This is a genomic window from Streptomyces toyocaensis, from assembly GCF_000725125.1.
GTDB lineage: Bacteria > Actinomycetota > Actinomycetes > Streptomycetales > Streptomycetaceae > Streptomyces > Streptomyces toyocaensis.
The window spans coordinates 14349-36699 of record NZ_JFCB01000022.1; the positions used below are offsets into that span (position 1 = coordinate 14349).

At 68.7% G+C, this 22351-nt stretch carries 20 protein-coding genes and 4 pseudogenes; 10 read left to right on the plus strand and 14 right to left on the minus strand.

The window, feature by feature from the left end; genetic code table 11:
- Nucleotides 1-53: 53 nt before the first annotated feature.
- Nucleotides 54-473, plus strand: coding sequence for a Rid family hydrolase (locus tag BU52_RS22035; protein WP_235216397.1), 420 nt, complete (start codon nucleotides 54-56; stop codon nucleotides 471-473).
- Between the two features lie 101 nt (nucleotides 474-574).
- On the opposite strand, the pseudogene BU52_RS22040 reads toward BU52_RS22035, so the two are convergent.
- Nucleotides 575-1835 (minus strand): annotated as a pseudogene (locus BU52_RS22040) (NAD(P)(+) transhydrogenase (Re/Si-specific) subunit beta); the annotation flags it as partial.
- A gap of 3 nt (nucleotides 1836-1838) precedes the next feature.
- Nucleotides 1839-2778, minus strand: a pseudogene (locus BU52_RS22045) (Re/Si-specific NAD(P)(+) transhydrogenase subunit alpha); the annotation flags it as partial.
- 138 nt (nucleotides 2779-2916) lie between these two features.
- Between BU52_RS22045 and BU52_RS32850 the strand changes: the two are divergent.
- Nucleotides 2917-3441, plus strand: coding sequence for an ATP-binding protein (locus BU52_RS32850; RefSeq protein WP_051858478.1), 525 nt, complete (start codon nucleotides 2917-2919; stop codon nucleotides 3439-3441).
- 132 nt (nucleotides 3442-3573) lie between these two features.
- Nucleotides 3574-4194: a DJ-1/PfpI family protein gene (locus BU52_RS22055; RefSeq protein ID WP_037937214.1), complete on the plus strand. Its 621-nt coding sequence runs from the start codon at nucleotides 3574-3576 to the stop codon at nucleotides 4192-4194.
- Nucleotides 4195-5444: 1250 nt separating this feature from the next.
- Here BU52_RS22055 and BU52_RS22060 read toward each other — a convergent pair.
- Both BU52_RS22060 and BU52_RS22070 read right to left on the minus strand, forming a co-directional pair.
- Nucleotides 5445-6281 carry an SDR family oxidoreductase gene (locus tag BU52_RS22060; RefSeq protein WP_037937110.1) on the minus strand — a complete coding sequence of 279 codons (837 nt, stop codon included), beginning with the start codon at nucleotides 6279-6281 and terminating at the stop codon, nucleotides 5445-5447.
- A 159-nt stretch (nucleotides 6282-6440) separates the two neighbouring features.
- On the minus strand, nucleotides 6441-6875 hold the full coding sequence (locus BU52_RS22070; RefSeq protein ID WP_037937113.1) for a nuclear transport factor 2 family protein: 435 nt from the start codon (nucleotides 6873-6875) through the stop codon (nucleotides 6441-6443).
- 197 nt (nucleotides 6876-7072) lie between these two features.
- Between BU52_RS22070 and BU52_RS22075 the strand changes: the two genes are divergently transcribed.
- On the plus strand, nucleotides 7073-7972 hold the full coding sequence (locus BU52_RS22075; RefSeq protein ID WP_037937115.1) for a helix-turn-helix transcriptional regulator: 900 nt from the start codon (nucleotides 7073-7075) through the stop codon (nucleotides 7970-7972).
- Nucleotides 7973-8200: 228 nt separating this feature from the next.
- Here the strand turns inward: BU52_RS22075 and BU52_RS22080 are convergent, their stop codons facing one another.
- Nucleotides 8201-9124, minus strand: coding sequence for a LysR family transcriptional regulator (locus BU52_RS22080; RefSeq protein ID WP_037937117.1), 924 nt, complete (start codon nucleotides 9122-9124; stop codon nucleotides 8201-8203).
- A 184-nt stretch (nucleotides 9125-9308) separates the two neighbouring features.
- On the minus strand, nucleotides 9309-10076 hold the full coding sequence (locus tag BU52_RS22085) for a transposase (RefSeq protein WP_078903382.1): 768 nt from the start codon (nucleotides 10074-10076) through the stop codon (nucleotides 9309-9311).
- Between the two features lie 46 nt (nucleotides 10077-10122).
- Between BU52_RS22085 and BU52_RS22090 the strand changes: the two genes are divergently transcribed.
- Both BU52_RS22090 and BU52_RS22095 read left to right on the plus strand, forming a co-directional pair.
- Nucleotides 10123-10440, plus strand: coding sequence for a DUF6221 family protein (locus BU52_RS22090; protein WP_037937120.1), 318 nt, complete (start codon nucleotides 10123-10125; stop codon nucleotides 10438-10440).
- A gap of 129 nt (nucleotides 10441-10569) precedes the next feature.
- Nucleotides 10570-11770 (plus strand): annotated as a pseudogene (locus BU52_RS22095) (cysteine desulfurase-like protein).
- Between the two features lie 517 nt (nucleotides 11771-12287).
- Here the strand turns inward: BU52_RS22095 and BU52_RS22100 are convergent.
- The 6 genes and pseudogenes from BU52_RS22100 to BU52_RS22115 form a co-directional block, all read right to left on the minus strand.
- Complete coding sequence (locus BU52_RS22100; protein ID WP_200881245.1) at nucleotides 12288-12461, minus strand: hypothetical protein; 174 nt, start codon at nucleotides 12459-12461, stop codon at nucleotides 12288-12290.
- Nucleotides 12462-12488: 27 nt separating this feature from the next.
- Nucleotides 12489-13073: a carboxylesterase family protein gene (locus tag BU52_RS22105; protein ID WP_268747622.1), complete on the minus strand. Its 585-nt coding sequence runs from the start codon at nucleotides 13071-13073 to the stop codon at nucleotides 12489-12491.
- A gap of 101 nt (nucleotides 13074-13174) precedes the next feature.
- Nucleotides 13175-13237: pseudogene (locus BU52_RS36850) on the minus strand (hypothetical protein); the annotation flags it as partial.
- Between the two features lie 613 nt (nucleotides 13238-13850).
- Nucleotides 13851-14135 (minus strand): Tn3 family transposase, encoded by a 285-nt coding sequence (locus BU52_RS36855; protein WP_327150537.1) that lies wholly within the window; start codon nucleotides 14133-14135, stop codon nucleotides 13851-13853.
- Nucleotides 14136-14164: 29 nt separating this feature from the next.
- Entirely contained in the window at nucleotides 14165-14896 is a 732-nt protein-coding gene (locus BU52_RS32860) for a Tn3 family transposase (protein ID WP_157847902.1), read from the minus strand.
- Nucleotides 14897-15245: 349 nt separating this feature from the next.
- The gene (locus tag BU52_RS22115) at nucleotides 15246-15926 is read right to left on the minus strand and encodes a hypothetical protein (RefSeq protein ID WP_051858482.1); all 681 of its coding nucleotides are present in this window, start codon (nucleotides 15924-15926) and stop codon (nucleotides 15246-15248) included.
- A gap of 267 nt (nucleotides 15927-16193) precedes the next feature.
- Between BU52_RS22115 and BU52_RS22120 the strand changes: the two genes are divergently transcribed.
- From BU52_RS22120 to BU52_RS22130, 3 genes are read left to right on the plus strand one after another with little or no spacing between them, the layout of a single operon-like run.
- Nucleotides 16194-17303: a catalase family peroxidase gene (locus BU52_RS22120; RefSeq protein WP_200881247.1), complete on the plus strand. Its 1110-nt coding sequence runs from the start codon at nucleotides 16194-16196 to the stop codon at nucleotides 17301-17303.
- Complete coding sequence (locus BU52_RS22125; RefSeq protein ID WP_078903383.1) at nucleotides 17296-17943, plus strand: cytochrome b; 648 nt, start codon at nucleotides 17296-17298, stop codon at nucleotides 17941-17943. The genes BU52_RS22120 and BU52_RS22125 overlap by 8 nt, the downstream gene beginning before the upstream one ends.
- Nucleotides 17944-17968: 25 nt before the next feature.
- A complete protein-coding gene (locus tag BU52_RS22130; RefSeq protein ID WP_051858485.1) occupies nucleotides 17969-18499 on the plus strand; it encodes an SMI1/KNR4 family protein in 531 nt (176 codons plus the stop codon).
- A 426-nt stretch (nucleotides 18500-18925) separates the two neighbouring features.
- On the opposite strand, the gene BU52_RS22135 is transcribed toward BU52_RS22130, so the two are convergent.
- Nucleotides 18926-19669 (minus strand): hypothetical protein, encoded by a 744-nt coding sequence (locus BU52_RS22135; RefSeq protein WP_157847903.1) that lies wholly within the window; start codon nucleotides 19667-19669, stop codon nucleotides 18926-18928.
- A gap of 65 nt (nucleotides 19670-19734) precedes the next feature.
- A complete protein-coding gene (locus BU52_RS22140; RefSeq protein ID WP_235216398.1) occupies nucleotides 19735-21270 on the minus strand; it encodes a VCBS repeat-containing protein in 1536 nt (511 codons plus the stop codon).
- A gap of 350 nt (nucleotides 21271-21620) precedes the next feature.
- Here BU52_RS22140 and BU52_RS22145 point away from each other — a divergent pair, with 350 nt between their 5' ends.
- The gene (locus BU52_RS22145) at nucleotides 21621-22238 is read left to right on the plus strand and encodes a TetR/AcrR family transcriptional regulator (RefSeq protein ID WP_037937123.1); all 618 of its coding nucleotides are present in this window, start codon (nucleotides 21621-21623) and stop codon (nucleotides 22236-22238) included.
- Nucleotides 22239-22351 lie beyond the last annotated feature (113 nt).

The following is a 22351-nucleotide window of genomic DNA, read 5'->3' on the forward strand; positions in this document are numbered from 1 at the left end:
CGGCGAACAGAGGTGGACTGCTCCTCCCCTGCACTGCGAAACCAGGAAAGGACATGATGGTGATGCCCCTCAGCACCGTAGAGGTACCGGAGGACAACGAGGTTTTCGGGGTGACTGCAGGCGCGTTCGAGCGCTTCGGTTACTCAGCCGCCGTGCGCAGCAACGGGTTGCTGTTCATCGCCGGTCTGATCGGGCTTCGGCCGGACGGGACCTGCCCTGAAGACATCGAAGGGCAGACCGAGTGGGCTCTTCGTCGCACCGAGGAAGTACTGCGGCTGGAAGGTCTGCAGTTGACGGACGTGGTTGAAGTCGTCAGCTACCACGTGGACATCCATCAGCACCTGGCTGGCTTCCTGAACATCAAGAGCCGCTTCTTCAGGGACTCTCGGCCAGCCTGGTCCATGATCGGGGCAAGTGGCCTCGCCACGCCTGGGCGGCTGATCGAGATTCGCAGCGTCGCCGCCTATCAGTAGCGGCCGGGGCGGTGCGGATTCCTGCCCGCCCTCTTGGCCGCCGTTCCACTCACCTCCGGCGCGCCGCCGTCACGTGACGTCCGGTCACCGCCGAGGTGAACCTCCCACACGCGGAGCACGGGCATACCTGCGATCGGGCTGGCGGGATCGTCCATCGCCGCGGGGTGGTTGACGGTGTCGTTCGCGCCGATGACCAGGACGACCGACGTGTCTGCGAAGTCGTCGTTGATCTCGTCCATCTCCAGGACGATGTCGTACGGCACCTTCGCCTCGGCCAGGAGCACGTTCATGTGTCCGGGCGGGCGCCCGGCGACGGGATGCACGCCGAAGCGGGCCTCGACCCCGCGCTCGCGCAGTCGCCGCGTCAGCTCCGCGACCGGATGCTGTGCCTGGGCCACGGCCATGCCGTAGCCGGGGGTATCACCACCGACCGGGCCCGGGCGAGCAGCCCGGCCGCCTCCTCGGCCCTCGTCTCGTGGTGCCTGCCCTGCTCCTCGTCACCGGTCGGCGCGGCCTCGATGCCGGAACCGCCCGCGATGACCGAGAGGAAGGATCGGTTCATCGCCTTGCACATGATGTAGCTCAGGTAGGCGCCGGAGGATCCGACCAGCGCGCCGGTGACGATGAGCAGGTTGTTGTCGAGCACGAATCCGGCCGCCGCCGCGGCCCAGCCGGAGTAGCTGTTGAGCATGGAGACGACGACGGGCATGTCGCCGCCGATGGAGGCCGCCAGGTGCCAGCCCAGGGCGAGCGCCAGGGCCGTGACCGAGACCATCAGCGGCCGCCTGGGGCTGACGGTGAACCAGACCGTCAACGCCGCGAAGGCTGCCAACGCGCCGAGGTTCAAGGCGTTCTTGCCGGGCAGCATCAGCGGCCGGGACTTGATCCGCGCGGACAACTTCAGGAAGGCGACGAGGGAGCCGGTGAAGGTGACCGCGCCGATGAAGATGCCGATGAAGACCTCGGCGTGGTGTATGCGCAGCAGTTCGGCGGGGACGTGGGGCTGCGCGTCGTGGGCCTCGACCTCCAGGTAGCTGTTCCAGCCGGCCTGCACGGCCTCGAGGCCGGCAAAGCTGTGCAGCACGGCGATGAGCTCGGGCATCTGCGTCATGTCCACGCGCCGCGCCCGCCACAGCCCCGCCGCGGCTCCGGCCGCCGTCGCCAGCAGGATCGCCGCGATCGCGCCGCCGGAGTTGCTGTCCGCCGCGGCCACGACCGTGGCGGACAGGGCGAGCGCCATCCCCGCGATGCCGTAGACGACGCCGGCCCGCGAGGTCCGGTGCTGGGACAGGCCGGCGAAGCTGAGGATGAACAGCAGGGCCGGACCAGGTCGGCCGCGCGGGAAACCGTCATGGATGTCATCGGTCAGCCTCTCGAGAACATGGACAGCATGCGGCGGGTGACGGCGAAGCCTCCGAAGATGCTCACGCTCGTCAGCTGGATCGCCGCGAAGGAGAGCACGGTGACGAGCCTGCTCCCGTAGCCGATCTGCACCAAGGCACCGATCACCACGATCCCGGAAATGGCGTTGATGACCGACATCAGCGGCGTGTGCAGGGCATGGTGGACCTTGCCGATGACGTAGTAGCCGATGACCACGGCCAGCGCGAACACGGTCAAGCCTCGGCGAGTTGAGCCGGTGCGAGGGCGACCAGCAGGAAGGTGGCCAGCATCCCGAGCCCCATCAGGCCGTAGCGCCGCGCCGGGGTGAGCGGCGACCGTCCGGCGTCCGCCGGCGCTGCGGCGGATTCCTCCTGCGGGTCGGCCGAGACGGCGACGGGCGGGGGCGGCCAGGTGACCAGGCCCGAACGGACCACGGTGACGGTCCGGTGGACCACGTCGTCGAAGTCGAGGACGGGCCGGCCGTCCCTGCCGGGTGTGACCAGCGCGAGCAGGTTGACCACGTTGGTGCCGAACATCTGCGAGGCCTGGTCGGGCAGCCGGGACGCCAGGTCGGTGTAGCCGATGATGGTCACACCGTATCGGTGACCACGCTGCGGCCGGGGATGGTGCCCTCGACGTTGCCGCCCTGGGCGGCGGCCATGTCGGCGATGACGCTGCCAGGCTTCATCGCCGCCACATCTGCGGCGGTCACCAGGCGCGGTGCGCGGCGCCCGGGGATCAGCGCCGTGGTGATGATGATGTCCACGTCACGGGCCTGCTCGTGGTAAAGCTCGGCCGCGGCCCGGTCGCAGTCGGCGGAGGTGACCTTGGCATAGCCGTCGCTGCCCGCCTCGTGGGCCGTGTCCACCGCGAGATACTCACCGCCGAGGGACTTCACCTGGTCGGCGACCTCGGGCCGCGGGTGGCAGGAAATTAGCGAAAGCAGGCAAGAGGGCCACTCGCGATGTAAATATGCCAAATCCACCATGGAGTCATGACCGGCTGCATGCGACAAACACACTGACACCACCCTCCGCCGCTCCCGCAGGACATCACCGCCATGAGTACACAGATAACGCTCCCCCACCCCCTCGATCCGGACACGCCACGGGCTCAGGCCCCCCACGTCCTTCGTCTGCCGCTCGCCGGAGTGGCGAGGCCCGCGTCGGTCGCCCGCCGCCGCACCCTTGACACCCTCCACAACTGGGGCGTCTTCGGTGAGGTCTGCGACGACGCCGCTCTCGTGGCCTCCGAACTGACCGCGAACGCCGAAACCCACACCGCTCACGGCCCCCTGCAGATCGAGCTCACGCTCGACAAGAAGTACCTGACCGTCGCCGTACGGGACGACAGCCCCGAGCAGCCAGTGACTCGCCGCGCCTCCGAGCACTGCGAACACGGGCGGGGCCTGACCATCGTGCTGGCGCTGGCCGACGGACTGGGCTGCGAAAGCACCGCCGCTCACAAGACCGTCTGGGCTGCGTTCGTGGTCCCCGACGATCAACTGCGAGCTACCCCGACCAGCCCATCGTGCTGGATCGGCAGGGCTTGGTCGGGTTCCTTCACAAGTGGCGTGGCCGCCTGACCCGACGCGAGCGTCCCGCAGGTTCGGAGGTCGTCAGCGCGAAGGGCAACAGCGGTGCAGGACACCGGAGGTGAGCCGCCAAGACATACAGACCCTGATGGAATGTACAGGACAGTCGCTATGCTGCGCCGCATGGACATCGTAATTCCGCTCTTCGCCCGCTTCGAGCCGCTCGATGCGATCGGGCCGTACGAGATCCTCGCGTACGCACCCGGTGCCAAGGTGCGGTTTGTCACAGCCCATCCGGGCCCCGTCCCCGACGCGTTGGGCTCACTGCCGGTGCACGTTCCGACCCGGTACACCGAGGTGGAACGCTGCGATGTGCTGCTGATCCCGGGCGGGGACAGCCGCCGGACCATGATGGACGACCCGGATTTCCTCGACTGGGTGCGCCGGATCCACTCCCACACACGCTTCACCACCTCTGTGTGCACTGGTGCCCTGGTACTGGCCGCGGCCGGCCTGCTGCGTGGTCTGGCCGCCACCACCCACTGGGAATGGGCTGACGAACTGGAGTCGTACGGCGCTGTCTACACTCCCGAGCGGGTGGTCCGGCACGACCGGATCATCACCGCGGCCGGGGTGTCCTCCGGCATCGACATGGCCCTCCGGCTGGCCGCTCTGCTCACCGACGAGGTGACGGCCCAGGCGATCCAGCTCTATACCGAGTACGACCCGCAACCGCCCTTCGATACCGGTTCGGTGGCCAAGGCCCCGTCCGACGTGCTTGCACGGGCCAGGACTCTGGGCTGAGGCCCGCTTTCCTTCCTCCGCACCACGGGGCAGCCCCCGTCGTAGGCACGCGGCGCCGTTCAGCAGCCACGTGCGGCGTCTGGTGCGCCCTCCCGGGGCGGAAAGCCGGAGGCACGGCGCACCTGGTGGACCAGCCGCCGCAACAGATCAACCGTGGCCGGCCCCAACTCGCCGGTCTGCAAGCTCCTCGAAAGCCCCGCTTGCCACGAGCCATCCCGATCCCCTGTTCCCCGCTCGGCGCCAGCAGCCGCGAGGCTTCGAGTCTGCATACACCAACCTCCACAGGCGCGCGACGCGCCCAAGGAATAGGGCAGGCACGGCGGTGACCAGAGGGTCCGTAGCGTCGTCGAGAAGGCCGCGCTCGCCAGGTCGGTGTGGCCCCGCCGAACGCACACCGGCGAACTCCTCAGCCTCTGCGACTACCGGGCTTCCGCACCAGTGACTCCCCCCGCCTCCGCCGTCCTCACAGCAGCCGCACCGGACCACATGGCCATCTACGAGCACTATGCCCGCAGCGGAATGCGCACCTCGGCATCGCCCTCACGCACCCGGACGCTACTGCCGCTACACGGAAGCGATCGACCAGTTCCTGGGGACGCCCCAGACCTCATCCGCAACTGGACCGCCCGCGAAATGGTGTATCGGCACCACGGATATCTCGCCGAGGACTCCGGCGACGAAAGGTAAAGAACGCCGCTGACGTGCCAGCCGCCAGGCCGTGTCGTAAGATATACGGCCGCGTTCTTGAGCACGAAGCCGCAGGGCCAGGAAGCTGGTTGCCGGGTCGAGCAGCCAGCGCAGGGCGGCTACTTCATCGGGCCGCGCCCGCCTCAGTGGCGGGGAGCGGCTCTCCCGCGTCACTGGCACACGAGGGCACGTCAGTCGCTGGTGGCTCGCCCGGCGCCAGCCAGGAGGGCGCGTCGCTCCATCCCATCTGAGCAGTGCACAGCCGCTGACCGTCGGCCTTCTGGATGGCGCGGATGATCCGGGCAGGCCGCCCGCCAGGGGGAATTGCAGCAATTGCCCGCAAGGTAAGCAGCCCCGCAACCGGCCCAGTCACGTCAGCGGTGACAAGGCGTACTGATCACGTCCAACGTCGAGAGGCGGCAGATGCTGGCCCTCTCCTCGGTCGACCACCTCAGCGTAGAGGGCGCCGGGCGATCATCGCGGAGAACCGCGCGGCATACATCGCCGAGTAGGGCGAATCCGCGTAGTCACTCATCGTCGGCGGCTAGTGACGCGGGTTTCGGTCACCGGGCGGGTGTGGCCGCCACTGAGTGGGCGACGTCGCGATGAGCTTCGTGTTCGGCGAGCCGGCCGGTGAGGGCGGCGCGGACGTCTTCGTAGGTGTCGGGGCCGAGCGGGAGGCGAAGCGGGGTCGCGCCGGAGTCAACGAGGTCGATCATCGCCTCCGTGAGTTTCTCTGCGTTGTTGGGCACCGGGAAGTGGCCGCCGAGGAACGCCTGCCGGGTGTCGGCCGCGGGGGTGTTCTCGTACTCGGGCAGGGGCGGTGCGATGTCCAGCGACGTGCCGAAGCTGGTGGGGGCCGCGCCCGGCTCGATGATGGTCAGGGCCAGGCCGAACGGCGCGATCTCGCGGGCGACGGTCTCGCAGAACCCCTCGATGCCCCACTTGGAGGCGTGGTAGTAGCCGAGGCTGGGGTAGGTCGTCTGACCGCCCGCGGTGGACACCTGCAGGATGCGGCCTCGGGCCTGGGCGCGCAGGTGCGGGAGGGCGGCACGGATGACCTGGATCGAGCCGAGCAGGTTGGTGTCGATGACGCGCCGGATTTGTCCGTCGGACGCCTCCTCGACGGACGCGAGAACGCCGTAGCCGGCGTTGTTGACGACGACGTCGATCGTGCCGAGGGTCTCAAACGCCTCGTCGACGACGCGACGCACTCGCTCGGTGTCGGTGACATCGAGCGGGGCGGTCCAGAGCCGGTCGCCGTGTTCGGCGCGGAGGTCATCGAGAGCCTCGGGCCGGCGGAGCGTGGCGGCAACGCGGTCGCCACGGGCCAGCAGGTGTTCGGTGAGCAGTCGCCCGAAGCCTGAGGAGGTGCCGGTGATGAACCAGGTGGTGGTCATGATTTTCCTTCGCTGTGTGGTGCGCGTGGCTGGTCGCGGTGACGCTGATGCGGATAGGGGTCATCAATGCGACGGCCTGGGCCTGGGCTGGGATGAGTCGGCCGAGTTGCTCGCGCTGCCGTGGGGCAACTCGGCCGGAATCTTGTCGAGGTGCCGTCGTCAGCGGGTGCCCGCCTCGGCGCGCGCGTAGAACGCGGCGAGCTCGTGGGGGTTCTTGGTGTAGACGTCGATCTTGCGCACCGTGCCGTCCTCGACCTGGTGGATCTCGACCATGGTCAGCGGGAACTCCTCACCGGTCGTGTGGGCCGTGAGCGTTCCGGTGAGCCTTCCGATGACGCCGGCCGGGCCTTCGAACACCTCGGCATCGGTGATGGCGACGTTGGCGTAGCCCATCATCGCGCCCAGGATCGACTGCACGAACAACTCGCGGCCCTGGTGCACGCCGCCGTAGGGGAGCTGGGTCGGCTCGTCGATGATCACCTCGGGGGCGAGCTTGGCCAGGACACCCGGCACGTCGCCCTTGCTCAGCGCGTCATACAGCCCTCGCACGACCTGCGCGGGGCTCTCCGCCAGCGTCTTCATCTGGTTGCTCATCTTGCGTGCCCTTCGGTTTTGTTCCGGTACTGGAAAGGTCGGCCGACCCGGGGGCACATGCGTCCTCGCACCGGTCGGTCCCCAGAGGATTGGGGCACGCACCATGCAACGGCAGGAGGGCGTGACGTGGGAGTTTCTGCTGTGAGGGGTACTGGCAGGGTCCCCCACTGCTCGCGTGGCCTGCCTACCCTGTCGTCATGGGCAACCGGGACGCAGTCAGCGCTTTCCTCCGCTCCCGACGCGACAAGATCGCCCCCGAGCAGGCGGGTCTGCCGACCTACGGTCAGCGGCGGGTACCCGGACTGCGCAGAGGAGAGGTCGCCACGCTCGCCGGGGTCAGCGTCGAGTACTACACGCGCTTGGAGCGCGGCAACCTCCAAGGTGTCTCCGACAGCGTGCTGGACGCCCTGGCTCGCGCCCTGCGGCTGGATGCCACCGAGCGCATGTACCTGTACGACCTCGCCCGCGCTGCCGGGCCGGCGCCGGAGGCGCGGGCACGGCAGCGGGAGGTCCGGCCGACGCTGAGGCCGAGCGTGGCGCGGATCGTCGTAGGCATGCCGGGGATGCCGGCATACGTGATGAACAACCGCCTCGACACGCTGGCCGCCAACCCACTGGGCCGGGCCCTGTACTCGGAGATGTACGCCGACCCGACCTGCGGGGCGAACGTCGCCCGGTTCGCGTTCTTCAATCCAGCAGCCAGGCGGTTCTACACCGACTGGGAGCGCATGGCCCGCTTCGCCGTGGGCGCGCTGCGCGTCGAGGCGGGGAAGAGCCCATACGACCGGGAGCTGTCGAACCTGATCGGTGAACTGTCCACCCGCAGCGACACCTTCCGCGTGATGTGGGGATCTCACGACGTGCATGTCTTCCGCGAGAGCACCAAACGCCTCAACCATCCGCTCGTCGGCGACCTGGAACTCGATCAGGAGACCATGAGCCTGCCGGGCGAAAGCGGCCTGAGCGTGGTTGTCTACAGCGCGCCCCCCAAAACCGCCGCCGAGGACGGACTGAAGCTGCTCGCCAGCTGGTCCGCCACGACCGGACAGGAGCAGGACGCGGAATCCACCAGCAAGCCGTCGACCCGGCAGCCCTGACGGGCTACATCTGCCCGAAGAACCGCTCCACCCCGCTTTGCGGCCACCTGCGGAGCACATGTGCTGGGGAATCCCAGGCTCTGCCGTGAGCTACGAGCCCCTCCGCAAGCTGGCCTTGGTACTGGTGAGCTAGCCTATTCAACTGTCGCCAGTTCTCGGTGGAGTCCAGCAAGATGGTGACCGTGTGTGTTCGCCGGGGGTGCACCGGCTTCGCGTTCCTCACCGTGACTACGACTGGACGCTCTTCAAAGCCTCGACCAGCAGCGTGACCAACTCGTTGATGATCGGGGGGCGGATGCCGGGTCTGCTCACGGCAAGGACCTCGCGGTGGAGCGGTGCGACCTCGGGCGGAAGAACAACCCGTTCGACTCCTGGCCGGTCGTTCTCTCCACTGATGAGAGTGGCCGGGATCAGACCCACCGCCAATCCGGCTCTGATCATGGCCAACATGCTGTGCAGGTCTTCGGTTTCCAGCGTTACGTCGGGAGAGATCCCCAGTTCTCCGGCCCAGCGATGCAGCAAACGCCGATCGGGACTGTGTGCATGGCCTGAGGTCCATTCCATCTCAAGGCATTCCGCCAGTTCCAACGGGCGACGGCCCGGCCGTGGGCCCGTGACGAGGACCAGCGGCTCGTGCCCCAGGGAGGTGATGGTCCACTCACCGGAAGTGGTCGGTGGGTCCTCGGGCAGGTATCGGTAGGCGATGAGCAGATCCAGGCCCCCCGATTTGACCCTGGGCAACCCTTCTTGTGTCTCCACGATGATGAGGCGGATGCGGGCGCCGCGGCCACGGGGCTTGAGAGCAGACAGAATCCCGGGGAACAGGTGGCTCATCGCGCTGGGGTAGGCGCCGACGCGCAATTCGGCGATTTCACAGTTCGAGATGCCGTTGGCGGCGTCCTGGAATCGGGCGGTCGCCTCGAAGAGTGTCTCGGTCGCTTGCGCGAGGGAGCGGCCGGCCGCAGTCAGGATCAGCCGGCTGCCAGGGCGGCGGACGAGCAGCTCGATGCCCATGTCGCGCTCCAGCACGGCGATGTGCTGGGACACCGCGGAGGGCACGTAGCCGAGGGCTGCTGCGGCTTCGGCCATGGAGCCACAGCTCACCACGGCCATGAAGGTGGACAGGAGCTTCAGGTCGGGCTGAGCCTTCATGGATTGTGAACTCTCTCTTCTTGGTCCATCGCTTTACGTGTTCTGCTGCCGGGTGCCAGAGTCTAGGCAACCTGCCGGAAGAACGCGCCTCACCTGCGCTGTCGCCCACCGCTCCCTAAGGGCTGTCCCGTAAATGATCTCTGAGTGGCCTCGGGCATGGTGGGTTGCTGTACAGCTGGGTGGTCTATCCGGCGAGGGTGAGGTTGTGCATCCGTGCGATGCCGAGCATGGCGTGGTGGACGCCATCGCCTTTCAGGCGGCAGTCGCGGAGGATTTTCCAGGTCTTCATGCGGGCGAAGACGTGCTCGACGCGGGCGCGGATCTGCTTGTGGGACGTGTTGTGGGCCTGCTTCCAGTCGGACAGTTCTTCCCCTTTGCGTCGTCGGTGGGGCGTCACGAGCCCGGTGCCCGGATAGCCGCCGTCGGCGATGGTCAGGGTCGTGCCGACGGCGGCCTTCGCGCCGGACTCCTCCCACGCCTTGCAGTCGTTGCGGTTGCCGGGCAGGGGCCGGCCGACCACCACGACCAGGCGGGTGTCGGCGTCGATGACGACCTGGTGGTTGGTGGAGTACCGGTAGTTCTTGGACTGCTCGGCGATGGTGTGATCGCGGGTGGGCACCAGGGTGCCGTCCACGATCAGCACGGTGTCTTTCGCGAACCGCTTGCGGGGCTGAAGGGCGAGCATCGGGCCGAGGTGATCGATGATCCGGTCTGCCGCGGATTTGGAAATCCCGAACAGCGGGGCCAGTTGGCGCATGGTCAGGTTTGTTCGCCAGTAGGCCGCGACCAGCAGCACCCGGTCCTCCAATGGCAGGCTCCACGGCCGGCCCCTGCGGACCGCGTCCGCACCCTCGCGCCGCAGAACCGTCACCAGCTTCCCGAACTGCCGCGGGCTCAGCCCGGTGAACGGGACTATCCAGGACGGCTCCGACGCCGTGATCACACCAGCCACCGCAAGATCGTTCCATGACGTCCGGCACAACATCGAGAATGCTCATATGACTGTCGAACTGGTGAGGTTCCTTGAGGCGCGGCTGGATGAGGAGGCCGACTTGGCCCGGCGCTGCGGCGGTGACGGATGCGGGGAGTGGTCTGCCCACGGACACACGGTCGACTTCTGTCAGGTTGACCTCTCCGGCTTTCAACCCACGATTGCTCTGCACGTGGCTCTGCATGACCCGGCCCGCGTCCTGCGCGAGATCGAGGCCAAGCGGCGCATCCTGGCCCGTCACGCTCGCGACCCCTGGCCGTGCCACGACTTGCGTGACCTTGCTTCGCCCTACACCGACCATCCTGACTTCCCCGCCCGGGCCTGAAGCGCAGCAGATGAGCTGAGCGCCTGACGAAGCTGCGAGCCTGAACCGAGCCTCGCCTACTGAAGATCATTTACGGGACAGCCTTTAGCCGTCCGCATGACCGCCGCACTTTTCCCGAAAACCGAGGCCATGACCATCGACCTGACCGCCCTCCGGGCCCACTTCCCCTCCCTCGACCACGGCCTCGCTTTCTTCGACGGCCCGGGCGGAACCCAGACCCCCCGCCCCGTCGCCGACGCCATCGCCGCGACACTGACCGGCCCCCTCTCCAACCGAGGGGTTGTCAGCCCGTCCGAGCTCAACGCCGAGCGCGCCGTCGCGGAGTTCCGCGCCGCCTATGCCGACCTGCTCAATGTGCCCGCCGACGGCGTCGTCCACGGGCGCAGCGCCACCCAGCTCACGTACGACTTCTCCCGTCACCTGGCCAAGGGCTGGAAGGCCGGCGACGAGATCGTCCTCAGCCGCCTGGACCACGACTCCAACGTCCGCCCCTGGATCCAGGCGGCTGAGCGCGCCGGAGTGACGATCCGCTGGATCGAGATCGACAGCGAGACCACGGAGGTCGACCTCGATTCGTTCCAGCGGGCGCTGTCGCCCCGGACGCGGCTGGTCGCGGTCACGGCGGCCTCGAACGTGCTGGGCACCAAGCCGCCCGTCCGCCGGATCGCCGACTTGGCGCACGAGGTCGGTGCCCTGGTGTACGTCGACGGGGTGCATTACGCCGCCCACCATCTGGTGGATGTGCCCGCGCTGGGCGCGGACCTGTTCGTCTGCTCGCCCTACAAGTTCCTCGGACCGCACTGCGGTGTGCTCGCGGGAGCGCCCGAACTCCTCGAAATCCTCCCACCCGGACAAGCTCCTGCCGTCCCCCAATACCGTGCCGGAGCGCTTCGAGTTCGGCACGCTGCCCTACGAGATCCTCGCGGGCGCCACCGCCGCCGTGGACTTCCTAGCCGCGATCGACCCGGGCACGCGGGCCACACGCAGGGAGCAACTCGCCCATGCGCTGGGCTCCCTGCACGAGCACGAGCAGGTGCTGCGCACGAGGCTGGAAGAGGGGCTGCGCGCGCTGGGCGACGCCGTCACCCTGCACTCGAAAGCAGCCGACCGCACCCCGACCCTGCTGATGACCCTCGAAGGCCGCGACGCCCGGGAGGCCCAGGTGTATCTGGCCGCACGCGACGTCCTGGCCCCCGCCGGGTCGTTCTACGCGTACGAGCCCTTCGCCGCCCTGAAGCTGGGGGACCCCGCCCTGCGGGTTGGCCTGGCGCCGTACAACACCGCCGACGACGTGGACAGGCTCCTCGACGGTCTTTCCTCTCTTCTCTGAAGCTTGTCGTCGAACGACAACTGGTTCGGGCTGGGGGTCCCGTACTGGTGGGCTCTCGCATTCAACTGTCGCCAGTGCCCCGGGGAAGCCAGCCTCTGACCGTGTGTGGTCGCCGGGGGCGTATCGGCTCCAGGTTCCTCCGGCTTCGCCGACGAGCTTGGTCGTGGTGACGTGGTGATAGCCGAGGGCGTCGGCGACGACGGGGGCCGGTATCTCCAGGACGTGCTGGCGAATCGCCGCAGCCCGACCGGCAGTCGTGGGGACGCCGAGGTCATTGCTCAGGTCGACGAGCCCTCCGTAAGCGGGCTGCCGTGGTCTCCGCGGCGCCGTCCTCGTCCGGCCGTCCGGGCCGGAGGTGTAAGCGCGATCATGACGACGTCGTCGGCTGCCTCCACGTGCCGCATCTGCGCGCTATTCTCGCCAAGTAGACCTTCCTGGGCTGGGGGAAGTCGGGTTCGCTCTCAGGAGCCATCCGCAGGTCGATCGATGCCCTCGGAGGAGGGCGTACTGACGGTTCTCAGACGATCTTCTCGGCGGAGCCGAAGTCCATGTCCATCGGGCGAATGAACGACCAGGTGGAGTGGATGACGCGCCACTGGGAGTCTCCTTCCTGCTGGTACAGCTCGATGCAGTTGTACTTCATGTCGATGAGGTTGGTGTTCGCGTACAGCTGGTAGGTCAGTAGGGCCATGTCGTCACCGAACTGCACGCGCGGGCTTCAAAAGTCGTACACGACCTCGACCGGTTCGACCCGCACACGCTCGACCGCGTCACCGACGAAGTCGCCGGGTGGCGACTTTCCCGCTCCCGAGCCCACAGGCTCGTCGACGCCTACGACCAGGGCGGCCGGACCCCGGCCGAGGTACGCGCCGCGCTCATGGCGGACTACCTCTTCGCCCTCCCCGACCTTGTGCAGGGCGGCCACCAGCGAGGCCGCGTCCAGGTCGATCAGCTTGTCGGGGTTGTCCGCGACGCCGAGTTCGGAGACGAACCGCTCCGCGAGCTCCTCGGCCCACCAGGCCGGGATGATGCGAGCAGGCCCGCCGGAGAACCCGGCAAGCCGCCGGTACAGGCCGTCGGCGGAGGAGGCGCCGAGCAGCCCGAAGGTCGTGTAGGCGCCGCCGCTGTGGCCGTAGACGGTGACGTTGTCGGGGTCGCCGCCGAAGTGGGCGATGTTCCGTTGGATCCAGGTGAGGGCCGCGATGACGTCCTGGAGGAAGAGGTTGCTGGCCTGCGCCAGCCGCCCGCCGTACTGCGAGAGCGACAGCGCGCCCAGGGCGCCGAGCCGGTAGTTGATGGACACGCCCGCGGCGCGTCCGTCGCGGCGAGGCCGGCGGCGTTCGAGGTGATCTGTGTGTTCGCGCCGTACTCGAATCCGCCGCCATGGACGTACACGGTCACCGGAAGCGCCTTGTCGGCCGGCCGCTCGGGGGCCCACACGTTCAGGTTCAGGCAGTCCTCGCCCATCCCGCTGTCCACCTCCAGCCAGTCGCCGCTGTCGGGCTGGACGGAGACGACGCCCTTGCGGTCGTGAGGGAGGACGGATCGAAGTCCGCGGCCACGGGGCGGCAGTACCGCTCGGCGGTGGCGTACGGAATCCCCCACCAGGACCGCACCCCTGGTGCAGTCGGGGCCTTGGGTGCGGTGGCGGTCATGACATGTCCTTCCGGCGCGGTTCGGTGTTCTCCATCGTTCCCTGGGATCCGACGAATCGCCCGGCAGACAGCGGTCACCCGGTAGTCATCAGGTGACACTTCTCGACCCTTGCTCCTGGGTCAGGCCACTGCGGGCAGGCCGAGGTCCTGCCGTCGGCGGACCCTGAGGAAACCCATCCGAGCGGCCACAGCACAGCACGGTGCCACTGGTGAAAGGGGCGTGCAGCCGTTGCCGCCGCCGAGGTTGATCGACGACGCAACGGCAACGGTATGGAGGCCGGCTCAGGCGGGTTGACCAAGGTCGGCGGCAGTCGGGGCCTGCTCGCGGAGCTGGGTGAAGTCGACATTCAGCTTCGTCTCGTACGCCTCGGGCTGGATGCCGAGTTCGTGGGTGGAGTACTCGCCGAACCGGTTGATGTGCTCGGTCAGGTACGCAAGATGCGGGCCAGGTCCTCTGGCTCGATTGTCCAGCCCTCTTCCAGTAGCTGCCGCACGATCTCCGCGATGTCTGGGGCGTTGTGGAAGATGACCGCGTTTGTGAGCAGCGCGTTGAACTTCATCGCCTTCTCCTGCTCGACCGGGTCGTTGTCCGCGATCACGCCGCGGTTGCCGAAGCCGATCCACTGCGAGAAGCCGTTGAACGCTTCGGTCTTGTTCGTCGCCGCGGTCACCCGCCGGCGAAGCGCCGGATCGGAGAGGTAGCGCAGCAGCTGGACGGGTGCGGATCACGCGGCCGACCTCACGGAAGGCGGCGTAGGTGGCGTTCTTCTTGGAGCCCGAGCGCAGCCGATTGATCAGCGTGGACGAGGATCGCCCCCTCCCGTACGGAGACCGCTACCTTCATCAGGTGCTTGAACTGGGACTCGATCAGGTCGAAGTCGATGACGTTCTTGCCCGGCTCGCCGAACAGCGCGTCGATGTGCATGTACTCCGTCTGCTTGCCGGGCCGGTAGGAGCTCAGGCCCTTCCAGTTCCTGATCCTGGGCATCAGGTCGAAGCCCAGCAGGTGCGCGAGCGCGAACACCGGCTGAGACTGGCCCTGAGTGTCCGCGTGCACCGTGGTCGGCTCCGCCTCGGAGGAGTTCTTCAGCAGGCCCTCGATGATGTAGACGGCCTCCCACACGCCGCACGGGATGAAGTGCGTGAACAGCGCGACGTAGGTGTCGGAGATGTGGTGGTAGGCGATCCACGCCTGGGAGATGTCCAGGCGGGCGTGGGCGTTGACCAGGTCGGCGATCGCCTCGTTCAGCAGCACGATCGAGAAGTGCCGGTTCGCCACATAGGCCAGCTCATGGCCGCTCACGCCGGGGATGTGCCGGGCGGCCTCGTACGGGCCCATGCTGGTGCCCTTCACGAACGTCGTGATGACGTAGCGGCCGAAGGGATCGTCCAGCTTCGGCTCGTTGCCGGACGCCGGGCCGAAGCGCTGCCGCAAGTCCACCCAGTACGCGGTCCTTGCCGCGATCCCCATGAGCGAGCACTCCGGCATCCTGGCCTTGATCTCCTGCTCCAGACGCTTCGTCTGACCATCGTGCTGGCACTGGCCCGCGGGCTGGGCCGCGAAAGCACCCCTGCCGACAAGACCGTCTGGGCGGCGCTCGCCGTCCCGGACGAACAGCTACGGGCAACCCCGGCCGGCACCTCGTCCTGCCTCGGCAGGGCTCGGTCGCGTTCCTTCACCGGTGGTGTGGCCGCTTGACCTGATGTCTCCGGGTTGAGGTCCATCGTCCGCCCCCCGTACCACGGCCGGCCCCGCCGCGGGGCAGAGGTGCGGTCCAGCGACCACGAACGGCGTCTGCAGGGCTCCGGCACCGGGGCGTCTACTGGTCCCTCTTCACTCTCACCCCTTCCAGTTCGCGTTTCACCGCCTCGTCGTCCTGGCCTACAAGGAGCTTCTCCAGGCTCTTGTCCTCGATGCGGGAGAAGCGCTCCCCTCTCGCGACGTCCTCCTCACTCAGCACCCGCCCGCACCACTCACCCCGGGCGACGGTCCGGTCGTCGAACGGAACAGCGGCGCCCTCGCCGAGAACGGTCCAGCCGTCGTCCGCCCAGCGCAGCGCAAGGAGGTAGGTGTGGCCCGTTTCCAGCCGGGGGGCGTACGCGCTCGTGGCCTTCGTACGGGCACCGCTTTCCCGGTACACGCGCCAGCCGGCGGCCACCATGTCAAAGGTGTCGCCAAGTGAGTGCCGAGGGCTCTTCGCGGACCACAGGACGTCGTCCGCCCGGAAGGTCACCGAGCGGTCGGTCGCATACTGGATCGGCCCCTTGGTGAAGTCCCGCCGATTGATCTCCTGCTCGGCGGTCGGTGTGGCCACGACGACGTGATCGGCCTGCGTGACCCAGTCCTTCGCCGTTTCGGAGGGGTAGTCGTCGTAGGCGGTCCCGCAGCCCACCACCGTGTCCAGGCCGTCCATGCCGATCAGAACGGCGGTGGCGATTCCGACAGCGGCCAGGCATGCGGCGACGGGGCGGCCAGCCCGGTTGAAGAGAGCATTCAGCACGGGTCCTCGTTTTCACGCGGTGAGAAACCGGGAGGCGCCACACAAAGCCTTCCGGCGCGAAGACGAAGACGCTGTCCCGGTCACTTCGGTGGCCGGACAAGGCGTGCTGTTGATCACAGCGGTGATCACGCCCACCGCGGGTGCACGTGAAAAACCAGACCGGAACCCCGGTTTCCCGTCAACGGTGTGGCCCGTGCCTGCGTATCCCCCAGTGACACCGTTGTCCGGCACACCGGTGCCGGCAGGCATGACACTCAGGAGTCCCCCTTGGAACGAGAGGACTTACAGTCCCCCGCACCCCCACCCGCATCCCGCGCGCCGAGCCGCAGGGCCGCCCTGCTGGGCATCGGAGCGGTGGCCGGTGTCGGGGCGGTCGATCTCGGTGCGTTCCTCTTCGCGAGCGGCCGGCTCACCCCGGACAGGCTGACACCCGGCCGGCTGACGGACGGCTTCGAAACCGTCTTCGGCAAGCACGCCGGTTTCCGGAGGAACCACGCGAAGGGTGTGGGTGTCGCCGGGTCGTTCCTGGCCAACGGGGCCGGGAATGCCGTCTCCGAGGCCGTGGTCTTCGAAGACGGCAGAAGAACTCCGGTGACCGGGAGATTCTCGCTGTCCGGGGGCGTTCCGGATGTGGCCGACGCCACGCAGACCGTACGGGGTCTCGGGCTGCGATTCGACCTGCCGGACGGTGAACAGTGGCGCACCGCGATGATCAACCGCCCCGTCTTCCAGGACCGTACACCTCAGGGCTTCTACGAACGGATGCTCGCGTTCAAGGCGATGCCCGGGACGGGGAAGCCCGATCCGGAAAAGACCGCGGCCTTCCTCGCCAAGCATCCCGAGACGGTGCGGGCCATGGAGCTGGCGAAGCAGCACCCGCCCACATCGGGCTTCGCGGACAGCTCGTTCAACGGTCTCAACACCTTCCACTTCACCAACGGTTCGGGCGACACGGTGCCAGTCCGCTGGTCACTGATTCCCCTCCAGCCGGTGCGCCCGGCCGCCAAGGGGCCGCTCGGCAGGAACGAACTGTTCGAGAAGCTGATCGCCGCCCTGGACGCCGGTCCACTGCGATGGCGGATGGTCCTCACCATCGGCCGTCCCGAGGATCCCGTCGACGACGCCACCGCGGCCTGGCCGGACACCCGTCGCACGATCGACGCCGGGGTCCTCACTCTCACCTCGGCGCGCACCGAGGCGGCGGGCGAGGGGCGGGACATCAACTTCGATCCCACCGTGGTGCCCCGAGGAATCGCACCCTCCAGTGACCCCCTGCTCAGCGCCCGCTCGGCGGTGTACGCGCAGTCCTTCACACGGCGAGCCGGTGAGGGCATACGCACCAGTCCGGTGAAGGCGGCCGAGGAGAGCGATGTCTGAGGCCGCAGCGGACGATCGCGAGGTCCTTGCCTCACCTGCCGGGGAACCGGCGCAGTTCCCGCTCTTCTCCCGCTGGCTGCACTGGGTCATGGCCGGCCTTGTCGTGGTCATGCTCTTCATCGGCGCCGGGATGATGGCCTCCCTGGGCGATTACCGTTTCCTGGTGTCCGTGCACAAACCCCTCGGCATGGGGGTCCTGGCCCTGGCAGTGATCCGGCTGATGTACCGGCTCACCCACCGGGCACCGCCACTTCCCCGTTCGATGAACCGCACCGAACGGCGTGCGGCCACCGCGTCCGAGTGTCTGCTCTACGGTCTGATGGTGGCCCAGCCACTCGTCGGCTGGGCGATGGTGTCGGCGTCCGACACCCCGTTCGAGCTGGGCGGTGTGCACATGCCCGCCATCGTGCCGCCGGATCCGGGACTGTACTCCGCATTGCGCGAGACGCATGCGGTGTTCGGCTACGCCCTCTTCCTTCTCTTCACGATGCACATGCTGGCCGTACTGGCGCATGCGCTGGTGTTGCGGGACGGGCTTCTCACGAGGATGGCCCTGTGGAGGCGTCCGCGGATTCGTACAGCGGCCCCGTCGCGCTTCAGTCACCGCGGGAAAAGGCGAGAGGGGAGCAATGCGGTATGACGAGACACTCCAGCGGCATGTGCCTGTGTCCGCCGAGGAGTGGCGTATCCATCTCGCCGAGTTCGCCGACTGGTACCTCGGCACAGTGTCCGCCGCCCATCGGAGTCCGGCATCGGATCGGCCACGGGGATTCCGGCTCCGGCGCGAGCCGGCGACCGCAAGACAACTGGACGCGGCCGAGGAACGGCTCGGGGTTCCGCTGCCTCCGAGCCTGCGCGGCTTCTTGACGGCCAGCAACGGCTTCGGACCTGTCTCTCAGTACACCGAGGCGTTGCGCTCCTGTGAAGAGATCGACTGGTTCCGGAGTACTCACCCGGGGTGCGTCAACACCGTCGGCGGCACCGGGGACCGTGATGTGCTGCTGCACGCGCTGTGTCTGACACGAGGCGAGGACGTGATCCTGCTGGACACCCGCACAGCGTCGGCGGACGGTGAGTACGGTGCGTATCTCTTCGCCGTGAAGTACGGAGAACTCGATGAGCGATACGCCGGTTTCGGCGAGGTCGTTCTGGCGGGCCACGCGGAGATCGAATGGCATCGCACGCACTGCGTCTGAGAGGTGGGTAAACGCGTGACGTCACCAGTGCCCGGACGGCGGCCGGGCGTTGTCCATGATGGTACTTTCCGGTCCGCGGGCCGGTTCGCGCGCCGGACGTGCACTCATGACGAAGTGGCACACCGTGTCACTCGAAGGCACCACCCGTCGCCGCAGAAGCCGGAAGGCACATGAGGTGAGTCCGCCGCGGGTGTGTCCGTCACGGCGACGACGAGCGCGGCGGCCGTCAGGAGCGTCGTACTCGTCGTCGCCGGGTTCCGGCGCGCGCCTCGCGGGCGGGCACAGCGGTGGGGACGGCGTGCAAGAGGACGAAGTCCCGAGCGCCCGGTGGAGATCAGGCGGCGCGACGGGGAGGCGGCCGGCCCCACCCGGAAGCCGGAGGCGGGCCACCCGTCGCCGGCCGGGCGTCTCCTCGATTGGTCTTGCCTACGCAGTGGGATACACGCAGATGCCGAAGTCGCGCCATCCGGACGGGAGGTCATCGGGACCCGCTGTGCCGGTGTAGTCGACCGGCTCGTCGCCCAGGGTCAGACCGTCCTCGGTGTGGCGTCCGGTGTACCGGCCGAGGCCCCCGTCACCGACGGACTGGAACACCTGCAGTTCGGCCCGTCCATCATGGTTCTCGTCGGTCGCGCGCGCATCGCTGACGAACGACGCCCTTGCGACGTCGATGTGGCGGGTGCGGCTGCCGCTCAAGTCCCTGGCGAGCGGCCCGTAGCGAAGTTCATGCACGGGCAGGTGGGAGGCGGTGCTGTCTCCGACGTCGCGCCGGCTGTGGAACAGGGCCAGGTCGAGATATCCGTCGCCGTCGAAATCGCCGAACGCGCCTCGGGTCGCGGTGTCCGGGACCAGCGCGCTGCGGGCCTTCTGCCACACCGTGCGAGCCTCGCCCACCCGGACCTCGACAGCGGTGGTCGCCCGGCTGAAGACGACCGTGGCGTCTCCCGAGCGATGGGGGTCGCGTATCTCGTCCAGGCGCCCGTCCGCGTCGAGGTCGGCGGTCAGCTTGGTGCCGCTCTCGTCGGAGCACACCACCGTCGGCCGGTGGTCACCGGGGTCGGGTCCGGATGCGAGGCAAAGCCATACAGCGGGCACCACAAGCGCCGCCCCCGCGCCGAGGACGGCCCGCAGGCGGGGGCGCCCCCACTGCCTCAGAAGCAGGTAGGACAACAAACCGTCCTGTTCCTTCGGACGGAGTTGAGAGACATCCGGCATGGGCGACACCTATGGTTCTTCTAACGGGCAATGCCCGATCCCAGATCGGCCCACTCCCCGGGCCCGACGAAGGTGCCCTCGTGCAACTGGGTGATGCCCTGGGGCAGAGGGCCGGCGGCGGATCCCGGCAGCATCCACGCGGATCCGGGGGCTTCCCAGTTGCCCGGAGCCGTGACCACGAGGTCGGCCCTGTGGTCGCCGTCCATGTCGGTGAGGCGCGCGGCCCGCCCGAAGTTGTGCCCGCTGTTCGCGAAGCCGTGCACATCGCGCTCGTCGAACGCCCGGGCGCCCCGACCCGTCAGGCCGTTCTTGCCGCCCGGGAAGAACAGCACCTCCTCGGGGCCCGGTTCGGCGTACACCTCTGCCCGAGGGGCTCCCGCGACGACGTCCGCGTAGCCGTCGCCGTTGACGTCACCGGTGTCCAGGGCCACGAAGACACCGTCCTCGTCGCCCGGCTCCTCACCGGGTACGCCCGGTGTGTCGCGGTCGAGTGTCGTGGTTCTGGTTCCCGGTCCGGACTCCGTGCCGTGGACCACCGTCACCGAGCTGCGGCTCACCCCGCCACCGCGAGGGCTGAGGACCAGGTCACCGAAGCCGTCCCCGTCCACGTCGCCGACCGCGCCCGCCGCGGCGTCGGGCAGGCGCACGGTGTCCGGCTGTGTGAAGCCGTCCCGGCCGCCCTGCAGATAACTCACCGGCCAGTGCAGCTCGGACCAGGCGACGGTCTCGGGACCGGTGTCGTCGTTGTGGAAGGTCACCAGGTCGTCGATGCCGTCGCCGTTGAGGTCCCCGGCCACCAGTTCCTGGTAGGCCATGTCGTCCGCCCTCTCGTCGGGCGCCCGGGGCACCGGCACGCGCCCGGTGCCGGCGGGCGAGCCGTCACGCAGGAACGGTCCCTTCAGCAGGCCGCGTTCGGAGCCGAGGCCGAAGACCAGATCGGCGTGCCCGTCACCGTCGAAGTCGCCGGCGGCGAGCTGCTCATCCAGGCACGGTTCAGTGGCCCAGGGCACATGGCTGCCGTCTGTCCCCGGCACCCGGGCGGCACGCGTCAGCCCGCGTTCGGAGCCCCACATGATGATCACATGGGGGTCGCATCCCTCGAACACGGAGGCGGCGAGGTCGGTGTAGCCGTCCTCGTCGAAGTCACGGGCCACGGTGTCGAATCCGAAGAACGCCTCGCCGCGGGGCTTCCCCGGAATCAGGGGATCGCCCTGCGTGAGCCGCTGGCACCGGCCGAGGTCCGTCCCCGTGCTGGTGCCGTACGCGACCGCGACAATCCCGGCGAGGGCGCTGTCCCCGACGTCTCCGGCCGGCCCGGCGAGTGCGATGTCGGGGTGGCCGTCGCCGTCGAAGTCGGCGGCGGGTGCCGCACCGGTCCGAACCGGACGGTCCGCTGCGGGCCCGGTCTGCGGCGCGGCGCCGTGTGCGGCGGTCCGGCACGCATGCGGTGCGGCGATGCTGCCGCTCTCGCCACCGGCGAGAAGGGTGCCCGCCACGACCGATACCGCCGCGACCGCGGCACCCCCGCCGATCATCCCCAGACGTTTTCCGACCACTCTCCGCACATACACTCCTCGTCACCGGGCCTCGCCAAATGGAGTAACGCGCCGGGCGGCCGGCATGGTTCCGGCTGGGGGATCAACGGCGGCATGTGGCAGGACGGGGGCCGCCCCGCACCGAGCGGCCTCGATGCCGACGTTCCGGGACGGGCTCCACCCGCCAGTCGCGCCCCGCGGACCAGCGGTGCCGGCCCAGAGCTCACGTCAGGGGCGCCCGGTACCTCCCGCGGGGTGCCCGACGTAAGCTACGAAGAGGCGGTGGCGGACTTGGCCACCCTTCCGTCTCACCAGGTTCCGATCGCGGTGCCTGCACGACGGCACGCATCTGGGCGATGTTGAGATGGATCATGGTCAGGAAGCGCTACCACCACGGAGAGCTGCGCCGGGCCCTGCTCGACGCCGCCGAGGAGCTGGTCCGCGAGCGTGGAGACACGGGCTGGTCACTGCGTGAAGCGTCGGCCCAGGTCGGGGTCAGTCCGAGCGCCGCCTACCATCACTTCGCCTCACGCGACGCGCTCATGCACGCCCTGTCCGAACGCGTACTCGCCCAGCTCGGCACCCGCATGTCCGCTGCCGCAGCGGAGACGGCAGGGCCGGACGTCGACGACCTACGAGGCATCCTCGCGGCGGGCCGCGCTTATATCCGCTGGATCACGAACGACCCCGCCGTCGCACGGCTGGCCTTCGGTTTCCGTGCCCGGGGCTACGAGGTGGCATGCTCACCACACCCGCAGGACGTGATCGAAGCCGAGCTCGACCGGCTCGTCGACGCCGGAGTCCTGAGCAAGGCAGCCCGCGACGGCGCGGGATGCACCGTGTGGGCAGCCGTGCACGGCCTCGGAACCCTCCTCGCCGACAAGCTGGTGTCCCTCGCCGATACCGAGGTCGCGGACCTGCAGACGGAGCGCCTCCTTCGAGCCGTCCTCGCCGGTCTGGCACTGGAGTCCACACCTCCCCGGGGGTGACCGGAGGCACGCTCTGCCCGTACCGGCCGCCAAAACCCGGTGGGACGACGGCCCGGCAGGACGACGGCCGCGGCGAACACGCTGTGTGACGGGGGGAAGTGGCGGGTGCGGTT

Coding starts and splice junctions, on each gene's coding strand:
- BU52_RS22035 (WP_235216397.1), top strand. CDS start 54: ATGATGGTGATGCCCCTCAGCACCGTAGAGGTACCGGAGGACAACGAG.
- BU52_RS32850 (WP_051858478.1), top strand. CDS start 2,917: ATGAGTACACAGATAACGCTCCCCCACCCCCTCGATCCGGACACGCCA.
- BU52_RS22055 (WP_037937214.1), top strand. CDS start 3,574: ATGGACATCGTAATTCCGCTCTTCGCCCGCTTCGAGCCGCTCGATGCG.
- BU52_RS22060 (WP_037937110.1), bottom strand. CDS start 6,281: ATGACCACCACCTGGTTCATCACCGGCACCTCCTCAGGCTTCGGGCGA.
- BU52_RS22070 (WP_037937113.1), bottom strand. CDS start 6,875: ATGAGCAACCAGATGAAGACGCTGGCGGAGAGCCCCGCGCAGGTCGTG.
- BU52_RS22075 (WP_037937115.1), top strand. CDS start 7,073: ATGGGCAACCGGGACGCAGTCAGCGCTTTCCTCCGCTCCCGACGCGAC.
- BU52_RS22080 (WP_037937117.1), bottom strand. CDS start 9,124: ATGAAGGCTCAGCCCGACCTGAAGCTCCTGTCCACCTTCATGGCCGTG.
- BU52_RS22090 (WP_037937120.1), top strand. CDS start 10,123: ATGACTGTCGAACTGGTGAGGTTCCTTGAGGCGCGGCTGGATGAGGAG.
- BU52_RS22100 (WP_200881245.1), bottom strand. CDS start 12,461: ATGGCCCTACTGACCTACCAGCTGTACGCGAACACCAACCTCATCGAC.
- BU52_RS32860 (WP_157847902.1), bottom strand. CDS start 14,896: ATGGGGATCGCGGCAAGGACCGCGTACTGGGTGGACTTGCGGCAGCGC.
- BU52_RS22125 (WP_078903383.1), top strand. CDS start 17,296: ATGTCTGAGGCCGCAGCGGACGATCGCGAGGTCCTTGCCTCACCTGCC.
- BU52_RS22145 (WP_037937123.1), top strand. CDS start 21,621: ATGGTCAGGAAGCGCTACCACCACGGAGAGCTGCGCCGGGCCCTGCTC.